Origin of the sequence: Streptomyces griseorubiginosus (genome assembly GCF_036345115.1) — a bacterium.
In the GTDB taxonomy this organism is placed as follows: domain Bacteria; phylum Actinomycetota; class Actinomycetes; order Streptomycetales; family Streptomycetaceae; genus Streptomyces; species Streptomyces griseorubiginosus_C.
In genome coordinates, this window is sequence record NZ_CP107766.1 from 2,800,848 (window position 1) to 2,819,095 (window position 18,248).

The 18,248-nt window shown below is 70.9% G+C and carries 11 protein-coding genes and 2 pseudogenes; 7 read left to right on the forward strand and 6 right to left on the reverse strand.

Annotated features, from left to right (window positions below; all coding sequences use genetic code 11):
• The 4 genes from OHN19_RS12450 (at position 1) to OHN19_RS12465 (ending at position 4,928) form a co-directional block, all read left to right on the forward strand.
• Entirely contained in the window at positions 1–414 is a 414-nt protein-coding gene (locus tag OHN19_RS12450) for a roadblock/LC7 domain-containing protein (RefSeq protein ID WP_004983065.1), read from the forward strand.
• A 98-nt stretch (positions 415–512) separates the two neighbouring features.
• Positions 513–1,094 (forward strand): DUF742 domain-containing protein, encoded by a 582-nt coding sequence (locus tag OHN19_RS12455; protein WP_330264255.1) that lies wholly within the window; start codon positions 513–515, stop codon positions 1,092–1,094.
• On the forward strand, positions 1,075–1,656 hold the full coding sequence (locus OHN19_RS12460; protein ID WP_009314218.1) for a GTP-binding protein: 582 nt from the start codon (positions 1,075–1,077) through the stop codon (positions 1,654–1,656). Before OHN19_RS12455 ends, OHN19_RS12460 begins: the two co-directional genes overlap by 20 nt.
• 107 nt (positions 1,657–1,763) lie before the next feature.
• Positions 1,764–4,928, forward strand: a complete 3,165-nt coding sequence (locus tag OHN19_RS12465; protein ID WP_330264256.1) for an NACHT domain-containing protein — start codon at positions 1,764–1,766, stop codon at positions 4,926–4,928.
• Positions 4,929–5,003: 75 nt separating this feature from the next.
• On the opposite strand, the gene OHN19_RS12470 is transcribed toward OHN19_RS12465, so the two are convergent.
• The 3 genes and pseudogenes from OHN19_RS12470 to OHN19_RS12480 form a co-directional block, all read right to left on the reverse strand.
• Entirely contained in the window at positions 5,004–5,195 is a 192-nt protein-coding gene (locus tag OHN19_RS12470) for an acyl-CoA carboxylase subunit epsilon (RefSeq protein WP_330264257.1), read from the reverse strand.
• A 57-nt stretch (positions 5,196–5,252) separates the two neighbouring features.
• Positions 5,253–6,848, reverse strand: coding sequence for an acyl-CoA carboxylase subunit beta (locus OHN19_RS12475; RefSeq protein WP_330264258.1), 1,596 nt, complete (start codon positions 6,846–6,848; stop codon positions 5,253–5,255).
• A 151-nt stretch (positions 6,849–6,999) separates the two neighbouring features.
• Positions 7,000–9,336, reverse strand: a pseudogene (locus OHN19_RS12480) (polysaccharide lyase 8 family protein).
• Between the two features lie 134 nt (positions 9,337–9,470).
• Between OHN19_RS12480 and OHN19_RS12485 the strand changes: the two are divergent.
• Together OHN19_RS12485 and OHN19_RS12490 are read left to right on the forward strand one after the other, a co-directional pair.
• Positions 9,471–10,025 (forward strand): YceI family protein, encoded by a 555-nt coding sequence (locus OHN19_RS12485; RefSeq protein ID WP_330264259.1) that lies wholly within the window; start codon positions 9,471–9,473, stop codon positions 10,023–10,025.
• Between the two features lie 296 nt (positions 10,026–10,321).
• A complete protein-coding gene (locus OHN19_RS12490) occupies positions 10,322–11,104 on the forward strand; it encodes a serine protease (RefSeq protein WP_330264260.1) in 783 nt (260 codons plus the stop codon).
• A gap of 119 nt (positions 11,105–11,223) precedes the next feature.
• On the opposite strand, the gene OHN19_RS12495 is transcribed toward OHN19_RS12490, so the two are convergent.
• Both OHN19_RS12495 and OHN19_RS12500 read right to left on the reverse strand, forming a co-directional pair.
• On the reverse strand, positions 11,224–12,606 hold the full coding sequence (locus OHN19_RS12495; RefSeq protein WP_330264261.1) for a hypothetical protein: 1,383 nt from the start codon (positions 12,604–12,606) through the stop codon (positions 11,224–11,226).
• A 73-nt stretch (positions 12,607–12,679) separates the two neighbouring features.
• Positions 12,680–15,690 (reverse strand): annotated as a pseudogene (locus tag OHN19_RS12500) (glycoside hydrolase family 3 protein).
• Positions 15,691–15,872: 182 nt separating this feature from the next.
• Between OHN19_RS12500 and OHN19_RS12505 the strand changes: the two are divergent.
• Positions 15,873–16,364 (forward strand): hypothetical protein, encoded by a 492-nt coding sequence (locus tag OHN19_RS12505; RefSeq protein ID WP_330264262.1) that lies wholly within the window; start codon positions 15,873–15,875, stop codon positions 16,362–16,364.
• 9 nt (positions 16,365–16,373) lie between these two features.
• On the opposite strand, the gene cimA is transcribed toward OHN19_RS12505, so the two are convergent.
• Entirely contained in the window at positions 16,374–17,978 is a 1,605-nt protein-coding gene (gene cimA, locus OHN19_RS12510; protein ID WP_330264263.1) for a citramalate synthase, read from the reverse strand.
• Positions 17,979–18,248 lie beyond the last annotated feature (270 nt).

The window sequence follows — 18,248 nt, forward strand, 5'->3', positions numbered from 1 at the left end:
ATGAGCCAGGCGGCGCAGAACCTGAACTGGTTGATCACCAACTTCGTGGACAACACCCCGGGGGTGTCCCACACGGTGGTGGTCTCCGCCGACGGACTCCTTCTGGCGATGTCCGAAGGCTTTCCGCGCGACCGAGCCGACCAGCTTGCGGCCGTCGCCTCCGGTCTGACCTCGCTGACCGCCGGTGCCTCGCGCATTTTCGAGGGCGGCAGCGTGAACCAGACCGTTGTGGAGATGGAGCGGGGATTCCTGTTCATCATGTCCATCTCCGACGGTTCGTCGCTCGCGGTTCTCGCACATCCGGAGGCGGACATCGGCCTCATCGGGTACGAGATGGCTCTTCTGGTGGACCGTGCCGGAACGGTCCTGACGCCCGATCTGCGTGCGGAGCTCCAGGGCAGCCTGCTCAACTGACAGACAGACGGTGCGTTTTGGCGTCCCGGGGCCGTAAGGTTTCGGGACGCGGCTCCACAGTTTGATGGGTGCCCGGCGCAGTCGGAGGAGGAGAGAAAGTGGCAACACCCCCAGGCGGTTCATCTGGCAATTGGTCCTACGGACCCGGCCAGGGTCCGAACGACGGCCAGAACCCGAACCGTTACAACTTCCCCTCCGCACCCAGCCATCGGCAGCAGCCGTACGCGCCCCAGGGCCCGCAGGGTCCCGGTCCTTCGCCGTACGACCAGCCGCCGGCCCCGCGCATCCAGCCCGTGCAGCCGCAGCGACGCTCTGAGCCGGCGCCCGCTGGGGCGTCGAACAACCCCTTGGTGCGTCCGTACGCCATGACCGGCGGCCGGACTCGCCCGCGCTACCAGCTCGCCATCGAGGCGCTGGTGCACACCACCGCGCAGCCGCACCAGATGCAGGGCCAGTTGCCCGAGCATCAGCGGATCTGCAACCTCTGCCGGGAAATCAAGTCGGTGGCGGAAATCTCCGCGCTCCTGACGATCCCTCTCGGCGTGGCCAGGATCCTCGTCGCCGACTTGGCGGAGGCGGGCCTGGTCGCCATCCATCAGCCCGGCGGCGACGAGAACGCCGGCGGCCAGCCAGACGTGACACTGCTCGAAAGGGTGCTCAGTGGACTTCGCAAGCTCTAGCGGAGGGCCTTCCCGCTCCACCACGTCCGCGAAGATCGTGGTGGCTGGCGGCTTCGGCGTGGGCAAGACCACGTTCGTCGGCGCCGTCTCGGAGATCAACCCGCTGCGCACAGAGGCCGTGATGACGTCCGCGTCGGCCGGCATCGACGACCTCACCCACACCGGGGACAAGACGACCACCACGGTCGCCATGGACTTCGGCCGCATCACCCTCGACCAGGACCTGATCCTGTACCTCTTCGGTACGCCGGGCCAGGACCGCTTCTGGTTCATGTGGGACGACCTGGTCCGCGGCGCCATCGGCGCCATCGTCCTCGTCGACACGAGGCGCCTTGCCGACTGCTTCCCCGCTGTCGACTACTTCGAGAACTCGGGGCTTCCCTTTGTGATCGCCCTGAACGGCTTCGACGGCCAGCAGCCGTACAACCCGGACGAGGTCCGGGAGGCGCTCCAGATCGGCCCGGACACCCCGATCATCACGACGGACGCGCGGCATCGGGCGGATGCGAAGTCCGCGCTGATCACTCTCGTGGAGCATGCGTTGATGGCTCGGCTGCGCTAGCAGACCGACCTCACCGAAGGGGCCCTTTCCCTGCGGAGAGGGCCCTTTTGTCGTACCCCGCTGCCACACTGAAATCCTTCAGGAACCGGGGGACGACGGGGGCGCGCATGAGCGTCGAGGTGGCCGCGCTGCGGCTCGGACAGACGGTCGCGACGAGTGCGGTTCGGCTGTGGCTGGGCGGGCGCAGAAGCGAGCAGGAACGGCTGACGGGGATGTCGGAGCTCGTCCGGCTCCGGATCCCCGGGCTGCGTTCCCAGCGCAGTGTGGAGCGACAGTTCGAGGAGATCGCGGACGCGGTGGCGGCCCGCATGGAGCCGTTGCTGGCGCACGAGTTCCAGGGCCTGGCCGAGAACGAACGGCTGGCCGCCGCGCACGGTGTCATGGACACCTTCCGGCACGCAGACCTGTCGGACGAGTCGGTGCTCGCGTCGGACGCCGACGCGGCCGAGCTGGCGCGCCGCATCCGGCGCGACGCACCGCGGCCCGTCGGGCTGGGCGAGGCCGGCGAGCGCTACTACGACCTGCTGTTCGCCGAGTGCTGCGACTGCTATGTACGCATCCTGCGCCGGCTGCCCGTGTTCTCCGAGCGCGCCTTGACCGAACTGCTCGGCCGTACGACCTCGCTCGGGGTGGAGCTCGCCAGGGTCCTGGAGCGATTACCGACCCGGTCGCTGTACGCGCCCGAGGGCACGGACGAGGACACCGCGTTCCTTCGCGAGTACCTGGAACTGGTGAGCCGCTCACTGGACGAGGTGGAGCTGTTCCGGCTCGCCTCGGAGCAGGTGACCCGGGCGAAGCTCTCGGTGGCTTACGTGAGCATGCGGGCCACGTCGGACGACGGACGGCGTCGCAGGACCGCCGGCGGGCGGCCTCCGCTGCGCCGAGGACTGCGTGCCTGGGAGGAGGCCGAGGGCACCGGAATGCGGGTGGAGAAGGCGCTCGGGGGCGCGTCCCGGGTCCTGCTGCGGGGCGAGGCCGGGTCCGGCAAGACCACCCTGATGCAGTGGCTCGCGGTCATGGCGGCCCGCAGCGCCTTCCGGGGACCGCTCGGGGAGTGGAACCGGCTCGTCCCTGTCCTGGTGAAACTGCGCCGGTACGCCGGACGGGGGCTGCCGCTGCCCGAGGCACTGCTGGACGGCGTCGCGGGCCCGCTCACCGGCCACATGCCCAAGGGGTGGACGGACCGGATGCTGCGGGACGGGCGGGTGCTGCTTCTCGTCGACGGAGTGGACGAACTGCTGGCCGTGGAGCGGAGCGCGGTCCGCGAGTGGCTGCGCCGGCTGCTGCACGCGTACCCGGACGTGCGCGTGGTCGTCACCTCCCGGCCGGCGGCGGCTCGGGTGGACTGGCTGCGCACGGAGGGCTTCACGGTCTACCAGCTGGAGCGGATGACCCCGGCGGACCTCACCGCGTTCGTCCGCCAGTGGCATGCGGCGGTGCGCGAGCAGGGGGACGAACTTCCCTGCTCCGTGGAAGAACTTCCGCACTACGAACGCTCCCTGCTGACCAGCCTCCAGGACAGACCGCATCTGCAGTCGCTGGCGACCAATCCCCTGCTGGCCGCGCTGATCTGCGCCCTGCATCTGAGCAAGGGCCGACAACTGCCGCGCAACCGCATGGAGCTGTACAAGATCGCCCTGGAGACACTGGTCCAGCACCGGGACGCGGACCGGCGGGTGCCCAGCGCGGAGGCCGGTCCGCTCACCCTGCCGGACAAGTTGTGTGTGCTGCGCGACCTGGCCTGGCGGCTGTCCGACAACAACCGCACGGAGATCCCGACCGACCAGGCCCGCCGTTTCGTGGCCTCCCGGATGACGTCGATGCGGCACCTGGACGGTGTCGACAGGACCGCCGTCCTGGACCACCTGGTGGCCAGGTCGGGGGTGCTGCGCTCCCCCGTCGAGGGCCGGGTCGACTTCGTCCACCGCACCTTCCAGGAGTACCTCGCCGCGCAGGACGCGGCCGACGAGGACAACATGGGCAACCTCGTCGAGCGGGCCCACCTCGACCTCTGGCGCGAGACGATCGTCATGGCGGCGGGGCATGCGAATCTGCGACAACGCCGGGAGCTCGTGGCGGGCATCCTGGACCGGGCCGACACCGAGCCGCGGCACACACGGCGTCTGCGGCTGCTGGCGGCGGCCTGTCTGGAGACGATGAGCACGGTGCCGGACGACCTGGCACGGAGGCTGGACGAGGCGCTGGACGCCCTGGTGCCGCCCCGGCGAAGCTCGGAGGCCGGGTCGCTGGCCTCGGTGGGGCCCGCGCTCGTGCGTCGGCTGCCCCGGACACTGGAGCGCCTGTCGGAGCGTGCGGCGCGCACCACCGTGCGGACCGCGGCCCTGGTCGGCGGCGAGGGAGCGCTGGAGCTGCTGGCCGGGTACGCGGAGGGCGCGAGCGAGGACGTACAGAAGGAACTCGTCGACGCGTGGGAGTACTTCGACCCCGACGAGTACGCGGAGCGGGTACTGCCCCGGCTCCCCCTGGAGGAGCTTCTCCTCCAGGTGACGCATCCCGCCCAGTGGCCCGCGGCGCAGCGACTGAAGGAGGCGCGGCGGGTGTGGATCGGCTACGAGTTCACTGACGGACTCGCCGCCACCTCGGCCCTGGGAGAGCTGGACTGGCTGTGGGTGCCGCAACTGCGCGGGGACAACGACCTCTCGCCGCTCGCCCGCCGACCGACCCTGCGCAATCTCGTCGTCGGCGGCGGCGAGCATCTTCCGCTGCTGGACGTCGGCCCGTTGCGCGGCCTGACCTCGCTGCACAACCTCCAGCTCCAGGACTGGGCCTCGGTGCCGCCGCTGGAGACGCTCCCGATGCCGCCCGGCCTGGTGAGTCTGGGGCTCGGCAGGCTGGACGAGGACACCGACCTGGGGCCGCTGCTGGAGCGCACGGACTGGACGTCCCTGGCGCTCCAGGGCAGCGGCACCCCACGAGGCCTGTCCGGGCTCTCGCGTCTGACCCGGCTGACACACCTGACGCTGTACCACTTCGATCTCAGCGCGTGGCTGCCCACGCTGGAGAGCGCGCCGCCCCGGCTGAGCGTGCTGAATCTGTTCAACTGCCGGCTGCCCCGCGACCTGGGGCCGATCGGTGCGCTGGACCGGCTGCGCCGGCTGCAACTGCGCGCGTGCCGCACGGCGGACGAGCACGCGCTCGGACTGCCGACCCTGGCCCGCGACCCGTACCGGACACGGCTGACCGTGACGATCGACCCGAGCGTGCGCCCGCCGACCTCTCCGGTACCCGGCGTCCGGGTGAAACGCCATTGAACGGCGTACGGCCCCGCCCTCCCGAAGGAGAGCGGGGCCGTGTGTGCGCTGCGGGGCTCAGTGCCGGCTGCGGGCTCAGTGCCAGCTGTGGGGAGCCCTGAAGCCGCCCTCGCGCTCCAGGCGGCGCCAGCGGGCCTTGGGGCGGCCGTGGTGGGCCGGGGGCTCGGAGGGCTGGGCTGCGGCGCGGGCCAGGAGGATCGCCGTGATGGCGGCGACTTCCTCGGGCTCGGCGTGGCCCTTCTCGACGCGGATGTCAGGGGTGTTCATAGGTCACAGTCTCCGTGAGAGAGGTTTCCGCGAGGGTGACGCGGAGGGTCCGCCGGGTTACTGCGGTGGGTTGCCGTGCTTGCGGGAGGGCAGGTCGGCGTGCTTGGACTGGAGCATGGCGAGGGACTTGATCAGGACCTCGCGGGTTTCCGCGGGGTCGATGACGTCGTCGACCAGGCCGCGCTCGGCCGCGTAGTAGGGGTGCATGAGCTCGGACTTGTACTCCTTGACCATGCGGGCCCGCATGGCCTCGGGGTCCTCGGCCTCGGCGATCTGGCGGCGGAAGATGACGTTCGCGGCACCTTCGGCGCCCATCACGGCGATCTCGTTGGTGGGCCAGGCGTAGGTGAGGTCGGCGCCGATGGACTGGCTGTCCATGACGATGTAGGCGCCGCCGTAGGCCTTGCGCAGGATCAGGGAGATCCGCGGCACGGTGGCGTTGCAGTAGGCGTACAGGAGCTTGGCGCCGTGTCGGATGATGCCGCCGTGCTCCTGGTCGACGCCCGGGAGGAAGCCGGGGACGTCCAGGAAGGTGACGATCGGGATGTTGAAGGCGTCGCACATCTGGACGAAGCGCGCGGCCTTCTCCGACGCCTCGATGTCCAGGACACCGGCGAGGCTGGAGGGCTGGTTGGCGACGATGCCGACGACCTGGCCGTCCAGGCGGGCCAGCGCGCAGATGATGTTGCGGGCCCAGCGCTCGTGGACCTCGAGGTAGTCGCCGTCGTCGACGATCTCCTCGATGACCTTGGCCATGTCGTAGGGCCGGTTGCCGTCGGCCGGCACCAGGTCCAGCAGGACGTCACCGCGCCGGTCGGCCGCGTCCGAGGACTCCACGCGCGGCGGGTTCTCCCGGTTGTTCTGCGGGAGCATCGACAGCAGGTAGCGCACCTCGGCGAGGCACGTCTCCTCGTCGTCGTAGGCGAAGTGGCAGACCCCGGAGGTCTCGGCGTGCACGTCCGCGCCGCCGAGGCCGTTCTGGGTGATCTCCTCGCCGGTGACCGCCTTGACGACGTCCGGTCCGGTGATGAACATCTGCGAGGTCTCGCGGACCATGAACACGAAGTCGGTCAGGGCCGGGCTGTAGGCCGCGCCGCCCGCGCACGGGCCCAGCATCACCGAGATCTGCGGGATGACACCCGAGGCCTTGGTGTTGCGCTGGAAGATGCCGCCGTAGCCCGCGAGGGCACTGACGCCCTCCTGGATGCGGGCGCCCGCGCCGTCGTTCAGGGAGACCAGCGGGGCACCGGCCGCGATGGCCATGTCCATGATCTTGTGGATCTTGGTGGCGTGGGCCTCGCCCAGCGCGCCGCCGAAGATGCGGAAGTCGTGGGCGTAGACGAAGACCGTACGGCCCTCCACCGTGCCCCAGCCGGTGATGACACCGTCGGTGTACGGCTTCTTGGCCTCCAGGCCGAACCCGGTCGCCCGGTGCCGGCGCAGCTGCTCGACCTCCTGGAAGGAACCCGGGTCGAGGAGCAGCTCGATGCGCTCCCGTGCGGTCAGCTTGCCCTTGGCGTGCTGCGCCTCGGTCGCCTTCTCGCTGGGGCCGGCCAGGGCCGCCGCACGGATCTCGTGCAGCTCGGCCACCCGTCCGCGCGCGTCCGTCGGCTCGCCCGTCGACTCACTCGGCGCCTCATCCAAAACGGTCATGTAGCGACCTTACGAAGACCCGCGCGGAAAGCGAGCCGTCGACTCCGTACAGTCTCCGGCCCGTTTTCCTGGTGCCACTGAACAGAACCCTGGAGGCATGCAGGCCTTCTGACTGCTCAAGGGGCCTGTCGCTTGTAGAGGTCACACAAAGTCAAGGCGTGAGAGCCACCTCACACACATGGGTGGCGCATACCTCCCCCGGAGTGACGCGCAGCCGCAGCAGACGGCCCGTGGCGAGCACGTCGACCGTGTCGTCGGCCCGGATCACCGAGCGCACCGGCCGGTTCCAGATGATCTCCAGGGGTTCACCCGTTCGGGGTGGTTCGGCCACGCAGAGCGTAGCGGTACGGCCCGTGCGGCGGACCAGCACGCTCGCCCCCGCCGACGCGGTGAGCGGGCCCGCCGTGCCGGCCCGCCAGAAGTTCGCCGCCGTCAGGCCGAGCCGGTCGACGCGGACCGCCTAGCACGCGCCGTCGTTGGCGAGGACCGACAGCCAGTGGCGGTCGGCGGCCCGGGCGGCGACGGCACGGCGGGAGGCTCCGGGCAGCAGGACGTAGGCGTAGGTGGCGTCCACGGGGTCGGTGCCGTGGTCGAGCCAGAGGGTCTGCCAGCGCCGGGTGCGCCGTTCGTTCGAGCTGGTGGTGTTGATGTCGGACCAGGCGCCGGTGCGGTCCTCGCGCAGGTCGTGCACCCCGTCCGGGAGGAGCCAGCCCCCGTGTCCCTCCAGGTGCGCCCAGCCCCGCCCGCGTACGAAGGACTGCGTCCCGCCCTCCCCCAGGTTGCGGTTGTCGACGACCGTCTCGACCGGGACCCCGTCCGTGCAGGTGATCCCGGCGCCGAGGCAGATCACCGCGTCCGCGAGGCAGAACCACGACTTGCGGGCCTGGAGCGTGGACTGGAGCCCCTTCAGATGCTGGCCGACCGCCGCGTACTCGCCGTCGGTGGTACCGCCGACCCAGCGGACGTCCGGCTTGGGCTCGCCCCATTCACCGCCGGCCCGGTCGGGGAGGCGGCGGGTGGAGACGGTCGTGCCGGGGAGGCGGTACCAGTCGACGGTGGGCCAGTACCAGTCCGTGTACTGGTCGCTGCGGCCCTCGGCCCACCAGGAGAGCATTCCGGCACCCGTGTGCCATCCGCGGGGGTTCTCGCCGTTGCCGCACTCGTAGGCGGCGATGCGGTCGCTCGCCATGGCGATGTTCGCGACGAAACCGGGGCGGCGGTGGACGGCCCGGTCCATGGCGGCGAAGAGGTGGTGGCCGACGGGTTCGGGGGCGGCCGGGACCGGTGAGCCGGCCACGGTGTGCAGCCGGGCGAGGTCGGCGACCCCGAACTGGCGGGAGGTCAGCACCGGCGTGACGGTGTCCCGTTGGATCCAGCCCTTCAGCAGGCCGTACCAGCGCTCCCGCTGCGCCGCGCCCGCCCCGCCCGCCAGCAGGGCGACGGCGGCGATGATGCCGTGGCCGTGGAAGTGGTCGGAGCGCAGGACATGCCGGTCGTCGCTCTTGAGGAGACCCCGGCTGATGGCCCGGCCGTTGACGCTGTCCATCACCAGCCCGTCGTGGATCAGCGGGGCGTAGGCGCGCTCGACGCTGTCGAGGACGGTCTGCCGGTTCGCGTCGGTCACCTCCCAGTCGGAGCCGGCGAGGAGGGTGAGGAGGCGGCCGAGGCCGTCCAGCATGACCTGGCCGTAGGTGCCGGAGTAGGCGACCCAGGTGTGCTGGACGAAGGACCCGTCGGCGTAGAGGCCGTCGCCCTTCGTGACGTACGGGAAGACCGGCGAGAGGGCGTCGCGGGCCAGGGCGATCCGGTCGGGGCCCCTGCCGAGGATGCCGCGCAGGGCGACCGAGCGGCACAGGTCGACGCGGTTGGCGCCGGTGGAGGTGCCGGAGTAGTCGGTGAGCATCGTGTCGGGGATGAAGTGGTCCACGGCGGCGCAGGCCGCTGTGATGCGGTCCGGGCCGAGGTGGTCGTACAGAGCGGCCGTGATGTCCATGAGGAGCCGGGGGCTGCCGATCTGCCATTCCCACCAGTTGCCGTAGCGGGTGGTGGCGGGGTTGTAGACGGTGGCGGAGAGATGGTCGAGGCCGCGCAGGACGTCCGCGAGGAGGTCCTCGTCGCCGGTCGAGCCGGTGCCCTGCTGGACGTGGGCCTGGGTCATGGTCCACAGGCGGCCGTAGCTCTGGGTGATGCCCGTCGGAGGGTCGAAGGGGGCGCCCGGCCAGAGGGAGGTGGGGGTCGGGGCCATGGCGGCGCGGAAGGCGCGGGCGAGGTCGCCGGTCTCGGCGAGGCGGGAGGCGTAGGGCTCGGCCGCCGGGTCGTAGCCGGTGCCGAGGGCGAGGTCGAGCCAGCGGCGGCGGAGGGTGTCGTAGGGGTCGGCCGCTGCTGTGGAGGCTGCGTGGGCGGGCGGGGCGGCGGCCGCGAGGAGCGCCGCCGCGAGTAAGACGGCTCTGCGGGTGGGTCGTACGGGGGCTCTGCGCTGCGGGTTCATACAGGGCCGTCTACCACCGCGGGGCATTCCCGCCAACACTGCGCGGATGATGTTGAAACCTGTATGGAATAGGTCTACGGTGCTGCGTGTTGAGTGGTTCAACGTTCAACATTCTGCCTCCAAGGAGCTTCGTCATGACGAACACCGACCTGACCGCACTGACCGGCGACTACACGATCGACACGGCCCACTCCACGATCGGCTTCACCGTCCGGCACGCCATGGTCACCAACGTCAAGGGCACGTTCGACGACTTCAGCGGCTCGCTGCACCTGGACGGCGGCGACCCGTCCGCGTCGACGGCCTCCATCGACGTCAAGATGGACAGCATCGACACCGGGTCGGCGGACCGGGACGGGCACCTCAAGAGCGCGGACTTCTTCAAGATCGAGGAGTTCCCGACGATGACCTTCCGTTCCACCAAGGCGGAGGCGCTCGGCGACGAGGACTACCGCATCACCGGCGACCTGACGATCCTCGGCACCACCAAGCCGCTCACCATCGACCTCGAGTTCAACGGCGCCGCCAAGGACCCCTTCGGCAACGAGCGCGTGGGCTTCGAGGGCAAGGCCGAGATCAAGCGCTCCGAGTGGGGCCTGACCTGGAACGCGGCCCTGGAGACGGGCGGCGTCCTGATCTCCGACAAGATCAAGCTGAGCTTCGACATCTCGGCGATCAAGAACGCCTGAGTCGCACGGGCCGGCCTCGGTGGGGGCCGGCCCGACTCCGTAGCGACCGGCCACACAGCGTCCGGACTCCGGCCACCGGATCTCCGGTGGCCGCGCGTGACGCCTCTCCAGCGATCCGCCGCCCCCGCTCACGCCGCGGAAGAGCTTGGCTGAATCGCACCCCTTGTGCGGGAGTTCACAGGATTCTCATAATCCATCAGCGGATTTGACCGGCCCATGTCAGAACTTGGGCATGGCTTTGCTGCCCAGACTTGGCATGAACTCGTCAATGCCACCCCCACCTGGAAGGCATCACGTTGAAGAAACTCCTGACAGCCCTCAAGAGATGTCTGGCGGTCGGAGCCGCCGCGCTCGCGATCGCCAGTCTCCAGCCCGTCTCGGCCGCACAGGCCGCCCCCTCGCCCGTGGTCGGCGGCACCCGTGCCGCGCAGGGCGAGTTCCCGTTCATGGTCCGGCTCTCCATGGGCTGCGGCGGGGCCCTGTACACCCAGCAGATCGTGCTGACCGCCGCGCACTGCGTGAACGGCACGGGCCCCAACACCAGCATCACCGCCACCGCCGGCGTCGTGGACCTCCAGTCCACCAGCGGCCGGGTCCAGGTCAGGTCGACGTACGTCTACCGGGCTCCGGGCTACAACGGCGACGGCAAGGACTGGGCGCTCATCAAGCTCGCCCAGCCCATCAACCTGCCGACGCTGAAGATCGCCACGACCACGCAGTACAACACCGGGACCTTCACCGTCGCCGGGTGGGGTGCGGCCACCCAGGGCGGTGCCCAGCAGCGGTATCTGCTCAAGGCGACCGTGCCGTTCGTCAGTGACGCGACCTGCCGGTCGTACAGCGGGTACAGCGGGCTCATCGCGAGCGAGGAGATCTGTGCGGGGTACGCGGCCGGTGGGGTCGACACCTGCCAGGGGGACTCCGGTGGGCCGATGTTCCGGCGGGACGCGAACAACGCGTGGATCCAGGTCGGGATCGTGAGCTGGGGCATCGGCTGCGCCCAGCCGAACGCGCCCGGGGTCTACACCGAGGTGTCGACGTTCGCCTCGGCGATCGCCTCCGCGGCGGCGTCGCTGTGAGGTGACGGCGGTTTCGTACGGCGGTCCGCGGGTCCGGTGCGGTGTTGCCGGGCCCGCGGTTCTCGCCCCCGACCCGCCCTCAAACGCCGGAGGGGCTGGATTTCGGCGTCCTCGACAGGTCAGAACCCTCCGCCCCCGAAGTCCCCTCCCCCTCCGAAATCGCCGCCCCCGCCGAAGTCCCCGCCGCCCCCGAAGTCTCCGAAGTCACTTGAGGAGAAGTCCGAGCCGGAGAGGTCGCCGCCCTCGTAGCCGCCGCCGAAGTCGCCGTAGCCGGAGCCGTAGTCGGCCGCGTAGGCGGGGGTGGCCATCATGCTGCCGAGGACCGTGCCGACCAGCAGGCCGGGCAGCAGGCCGCCGCCGAAGTAGCCGCCCGCCCAGGGGCCGTAGGCCGGGCCCGCGTCCCAGTAGGGGCGGCGGCCCTGGTCGGTGTCGACCTCGCGCATCACCGGGTCGCGGCCGTCGGACAGACGGGTGGCGTCCGCCGCGCAGACCGGTACCTCGCGCGCGGCACCGCCCGGCGGCGTCCAGGTGGCGTCGGTGACGGAGGGGCCGTGGCGGGGGTCGAAGAAGCAGGGCACCCGGCGTTCGGGCAGCGGGCGGTGCTCGCGGCGGGCGGCGAGCTGGGCCAGCGAGAAGCGGCCGTCCTCCAGGGCCTGGGTGACCGCCCGCACGTCCTCCGGTCTCGTGGCCGCCGCCATGAGCGACTTCGCCTGCTCGTACGCGTCCAGCGCCCGCTCGTAGTCGCCGCGCATCGCGTCGTCGGCGCCCGCCTCGGCCGGGTGGAAGTCCAGGCGGTCCAGTTCCTCGCCGAACGCCGTGATGTCCTCGTCCACCACCACCCGCAGCTTCTCCAGCGCGGCCCGCTGCTCCTCGGCGTGCCGGCGCCGGTTGCGGCGCACCAGCGTGTACGCGCCGGCGCCGCCCGCCACCAGGACCGCGCCGACGGTGATCAGCGCGGTGCCGGACACCCCGCCTCCGTCGTCCACGGACCGCCAGGTGGAGGGGGCGGAGCCGCCCATGTTGGTGAGTGCGGCGGCGGTGAAGTCGGTCAGTTGGGCGCGGGTGTCCTCGCCCTCGACGGTGGTCACCAGGTTGCGTACGGCCGCGTTCGACAGGACCGCGGAGTCGGCCCGGGCGTCGAAGGCGTCGCCCAGGCGGACCGCGTACAGGCCGGTGATGCCGGTCGCCGTGCGCAGCTTGGTGAAGAGGTCCTGCTTCGGGTAGTCGGCGGGCAGCACCGCGACGAACAGCGGCCGGTCCGCCTTGGCGATCCGGTCCGCCAGGGCGTCCGCGTCCTTGGCGGACAGCTGGGCCGCGGCGGCCGGATCGACGTAGACGGGGCTCTTGCGGAGGGCCCGGCCGATCTCCGAGGCGCTGGTGACGGACGCGGCCGAGGCCGGCGGGGCGGCCGCCGACAGGACGGCCAGGGCCATCACCACCAGGGTGAGGAGCAGCCCCGGGAGGCTTCGGGTCGGTACTACGGCCTGTGCGCTGGCCTTCATACTTCGACGCTACCCGAAGCCTCCCGAAAGAGACCTGCGCGAAGGGACCCGCTCGCTCTGCGGGCCCGTCCGCTCAGGCTGCCCGGTACGCCTGCGTCAGCTTCGCCACCGCCTCCGCGTAGCGTCCCGTCAGCAGCAGGTGGTCGGCGTCGGCGAAGGGCCCGGCGATGGCGGCCGTCATCCGCTGTGCCGCCTTCTGCTGGACGATCAGCCGGGCCCGGGTGACCAGCGCCCGGCCCGTCCCGTCGGCCCCGGCCCGCTCGGCCGCCCTCGCCGCGACCCCGAGCGCCTTCAGCGCGGTCTCCCCGCCCCGCGGGACCTCGGTGAGGGTGGTCAGGCCCCAGCCGTACGGGAACTGCGGGTCGTACGTCGGGTCGCCGACGTTGATCGGCAGCTGGGCCTCCGACCTGGGCCAGGTCACGGGCAGTTGACCGGTGAACGGCCGCCTGCCGTACAGGACGTCCGCGACGCCGTCGCCCTCGGTGCCCGGCAGCCAGGAGGCGACCAGGGCGTCGATGGCACCGAGCCGGTCGCCGACGAGCTGCGGCCGCCCGGAGACGATCAGCACCACGCACTTCATGGCCGCGCACACCTTGTCCACGGCGGCCCGGTCAGTGGCGGACAGCTCCAGGTCGTGGCCGTTGCCCACGTCCCCGACGCCCTCGGCGTACGGGGTCTCGCCGACGACGACCACGCCGACGTCGTAGCCGCTCAGCGGTGCGGAGGCGTCCTTGGAGTACGTCAGCGCCGGGGAGTTCTCGCGCATCGCCTCCAGGACGGTCGTGCCGGGGGTGATGTCGCCGGACGAGCCCTGCCAGGTGACGGTCCAGCCGCCGGACTGGTTGCCGATGTCGTCGGCGTCGGACCCGGCGACGTACACCTTCTGCGACTTCTTCAGCGGCAGGAGTCCGCCGCTGTTCTTCAGCAGTACCTGCGACTCGGCGACCGCCTCCCGTGCCACGGCCCGGTGCCCGGCGGAACCGATCCTGGAGGCCCCGCTCGTGTCGGCGTACGGCTGCTCGAAGAGCCCGAGCCTGAACTTCTGCGTGAGGATGCGGGACACGGCGTCGTCGACGCGCCGCTCGCCGACCCGTCCGGCCCGGACCTCCGCGATCAGCGTGTTGTGGAAGTCCTGGTAGGCGTAGGGCGCCATGACCATGTCGACGCCGGCGTTGACGGAGGTCCGGACGTCCGAGGCGTAGTCGCCGGGGATCTGGTCGATGCCGTTCCAGTCGCTGATGACGAAGCCGTCGAAGCCGAGCCCGTCCTTGAGGACGCCGTTGATCATGTCGGCGCGGGCGTGCATCTTGACCGGCCCTCGGCCGTCCCCGATCAGGTCCAGCGAGGAGTACGACGGCATGACCGTCCCGACGCCCCGCTTCACGGCCTCCTTGTACGGGGAGAGGTGGACGGCCTCCAACTGCTGCCGGGTGACCGTGGTGACGCCCTGGTCGATGGTGTACGTCCCCGTCGTGGAGGAGCCGTAGGCGGTGCCGCCGTCGCCGACGAAGTGCTTGGCGGTGGCGAGGACCTTGTCGCGCCGGTCGAGGTCCTTGCCGTTCCTGGCACCCTGGAGGCCCTGGATGATCGTCTCCATGGACTCGACGAGGGCCGGGTCCTCGCCGAAGGACTCGTAGGAGCGGCCCCAGCGTTCGTCGCGGGTGACGCAGAGGCAGGGCGCGAAGTCCCAGGGGACGCCGGTGGCGCGGACCTCGGCGGCGGTCACGGCGCCTGTCTCCTGGACGAGTCGAGGGTCGCGGGTGGCACCGAGGCCGATGTTGTGGGGCAGGACGGTGGCGCCGACCAGGTTGTTGTGGCCGTGGACGGCGTCGACGCCGTAGATGAGCGGGATCTGGAACCGCGTTGCCCGCGCCCGGAGTTGGAAGGAGTCGATCATCTTCGCCCAGGCCTCGGGGGTGTTGGGCGTGGGGGTGGAGCCGCCGCCGGAGAGCAACGAGCCGAGGTCGTGGGCGGTGACGTCGGCGCCGGCCCCGACGGCTCCGCGCTCGGCCTGGGTCATCTGGCCGGCCTTCTCCGCGAGGCTCATCCGGGACAGGAGATCGGCGACGCGCCTGTGCACGGGGAGCCTGCTGTTCAGATACGGCAGCCCGTGCGCGTCGATGACGACCTGCGGGGTCTCGGTGGGGGCCTTGGCGCCGGTGACGGTGAGCTTGAGGGGGATGGTCTCGGCGGACTCCGCGGCCTTGTCCTTCAGGGTCGGGACCTGGATGGTCCGGGTGGCGCCGGAGGCCGTACCGGCCGGGAAGGTGAGGGTGCCGGAGACGGGGGTGTAGTCCTTGCCGGGATCGGCGGTGCCGCCGGCCGTTTCGTAGGCGACGGTCACGGGCTCGTCGAGGGGGCGGAGCCGGTAGTGGCGACGGTGACCTCGACGGACGCGGTCCTGCCCTCCCCCACCGGGTGGACGGCGGAGTCGGTGGTCACGGTGGCGCGCAGGGACTGGTCCGCCCTGCCGTACAACTCGACGCCGTCCATGGCGAATCGGCCGGGTGCGCCGACGGGGAGGGTGACGGCGTAGCCCCAGGTCTCGGTGAGCCCGAGGACGTGGTCGATGCCGCCGACGGGCTGGTAGTCGGTGCGGTACGCGAAGTCGGTGAAGGGGATCTCGATCCGCTTCCAGCCGGTGAAGTCGTCGGTGAAGGACGTGGTCCACAGCTCGGAGGCCTCGCCGTCGGCGCCGCCGTCCTTGAGTTCGAAGGCGACCTTCCTGCCGTTGTTCTGCCCGTCCCACCAGAAGCGGACGCCCTTGCGGGCGGACCAGTCGTGGGCGGGCTCGGCGAAGGCGAAGTCGTGGGTGAAGCCGCCGTAGCCACTGATGTCGTAGGTACCGGCGAGGACCTTGTCGCCCTCGGGTGCGTCCGGCCTGGCGGTGAGCTGAAGGGCGGGCGGGTCGTCGTTGTCGCCGCCCCAGGTGAAGATGCCGTTCTCCGGGGGGCTCGCGAAGGGGACCTCGCCCTCGAAGCGGTCGACGGGGATCGGCGGCGGATCGTCGGCCGCCCGGGCGACGGCCATCGGCAGCAGGGAGGTGAGCAACGCGGCGGAGACGAGCAGGGCGGTTCTTCGCATGGACCTTCCCTCGACTCTCAGGTTTCGCACAGGACTTACCTCACGGCGTGAGTGAACTGAGAGCCCACACATCCGTCAAGACACCTCGTCGGCCATCGCGCCCCGGGCGAGTTGTACGACCGCAACCCGACCGGTGCGCAACGGTGGTCGTACGGAGGCGTCTTCGTTGGTGTGCTGGAGGGATGAGACGGGGACTGTTCGCGGTGGCCGGAGTGGTCGCCGCCGTGGGGCTGTTGAGCGGGTGTACCGCGGAGATCCTGCCGCTCGTCGCGGTGCGGGTCGATGACGCGGGGGCGGTGGAGGTCGTGCTGCGGCCATGCGGGGACGATCTGGTGCGGGGGCCGTCCCTGACCGGCACGCCCACCGGTCAGGAGGAGACCGGGCGGAACGTGTCCGGGTGGAGGGCGTCGGGGAGCCGGCGACTCGTCGGCACCGAGTTCCCGCTGTTCTCGCCGCCCGCGGACTGGCATGTGCTTCCGGTGGGCGAGCAGCGGGTGTTGGCCGGGCACACCTATCAACTCGCCTTCGGGAAGGACGAGTACAACTACGAGTACTCCGGCCTCGTCACCTTCACGGCGACCGATCTCGCGGCCCTGAAACCCCGTCAGGTCTGGGCCGACGACCGGGCGATGAGCCTCGGCGAGTTCGAGGAGCTCGCCGAGGACTCCTGCTGAACCGGGGGGTTACTCGGCCGGCTCGACGCCCGCCCGCAGCAGGCCGTAGGTGTACGCGTCCTCCAGGGCCTGCCAGGACGCGGCGATAACGTTCTCCGCGACGCCGACCGTCGACCACTCGCCCGAGCCGTCGGACGTGGAGATCAGGACGCGGGTCGTGGACTGGGTGCCGTGCACGCCCTCCAGGATGCGGACCTTGTAGTCGACGAGGTCGAGCTTGGCGAGCTGCGGGTAGATCTTCTCCAGGGCCACGCGCAGGGACCGGTCCAGGGCGTTCACGGGGCCGTTGCCCTCCGCCGTGGCGACGATGCGCTCGCCCTTGGCGAAGAGCTTCACCGTGGCCTCGTTGGCGTGGCTGCCGTCGGGGCGGTCCTCGACGATCGCGCGCCAGGACTCGACGGAGAAGTACTTGAGCGGCTTGCCCTGGACCTCGGCGCGCAGGAGCAGTTCGAAGGAGGCGTCGGCCGCCTCGTACGTGTAGCCCTTGAGCTCGCGCTCCTTGACCCGCTCCACGACCCGGCCGACCAGCTCGCGGTCGCCGCCGAGGTCGATGCCGAGTTCCTTGCCCTTGAGCTCGATCGAGGCCCGGCCCGCCATGTCGGAGACCAGCATCCGCATCGTGTTGCCGACGAGCTCGGGGTCGATGTGCTGGTAGAGGTCCGGGTCGACCTTGATCGCGGAGGCGTGCAGGCCGGCCTTGTGGGCGAAGGCGGAGACACCCACATAGGGCTGGTGGGTGGAGGGCGTGAGGTTGACGACCTCGGCGATCGCGTGCGAGATGCGGGTCATCTCGCGCAGGTGGCCGTCGGGCAGGACCTTCTTGCCGTACTTCAGTTCCAGGGCCGCGACGACCGGGAAGAGGTTGGCGTTGCCGACGCGCTCGCCGTAGCCGTTGGCCGTGCACTGGACGTGGGTGGCGCCCGCGTCGACCGCGGCGAGGGTGTTGGCGACCGCGCAGCCCGTGTCGTCCTGGGTGTGGATGCCGAGCCGGGCGCCGGTGTCGGCGAGGACCGTGGCGACCACTGCCTGGACCTGGGCGGGGAGCATGCCGCCGTTGGTGTCGCAGAGGATCACGACGGACGCGCCGGCCTCCGAGGCGGCCCGTACGACGGCCTTCGCGTACTCCGGGTTGGCGCGGTAGCCGTCGAAGAAGTGCTCGCAGTCGACGAAGACGCGGCGGCCCTGCTCGCGCAGGTACGACACCGTGTCGCGGACCATCTCCAGGTTCTCGTCCAGGGTGGTCCTGAGCGCCAGCTCCACGTGCCGGTCGTGGGACTTGGCGACCAGGGTGATCACCTCGGCGCCCGAGTCGAGGAGGGCCTTGACCTGCGGGTCCTCGGAGGCCTTGGCCCCGGCCCGGCGGGTCGCGCCGAAGGCGACCAGCTGGGCGTGCTTGAAGTCGATCTCCTGACGGGCGCGCGCGAAGAACTCGGTGTCCCGCGGGTTGGCGCCGGGCCAGCCGCCCTCGATGAAGCCCACGCCGAAGTCGTCCAGGTGCCGTGCGATGGCCAGCTTGTCCGCGACGGTGAGGTTGATGCCCTCCCGCTGGGCGCCGTCGCGCAGGGTGGTGTCGAAGACGTGGAACTGATCGTCGAGCTCGCTGGTTGCGGTCATGGTCTCAAGGCTCCTGAGGATTTGGTCTCGGTCGTACCGGAATGACCGGCTCCACCGCCCCCACATACTCCCTCGCGCTCTCGCCTCCGGCTGCGGGTGGGCCAGAAAAAGCGAAAAACCCCTCGCGGGTGCGAGAGGTCTGCGCGCGGGTCGAGGACGACGGTGTCCACCCGTACCTGGTCGTACGTGGTGGTCACTGCGGACCGGCGCGCCTGCTGCCAATAATCATGGCGAACGAGAGCACGGGGGCAGTCTGGCACAGACCGCCCC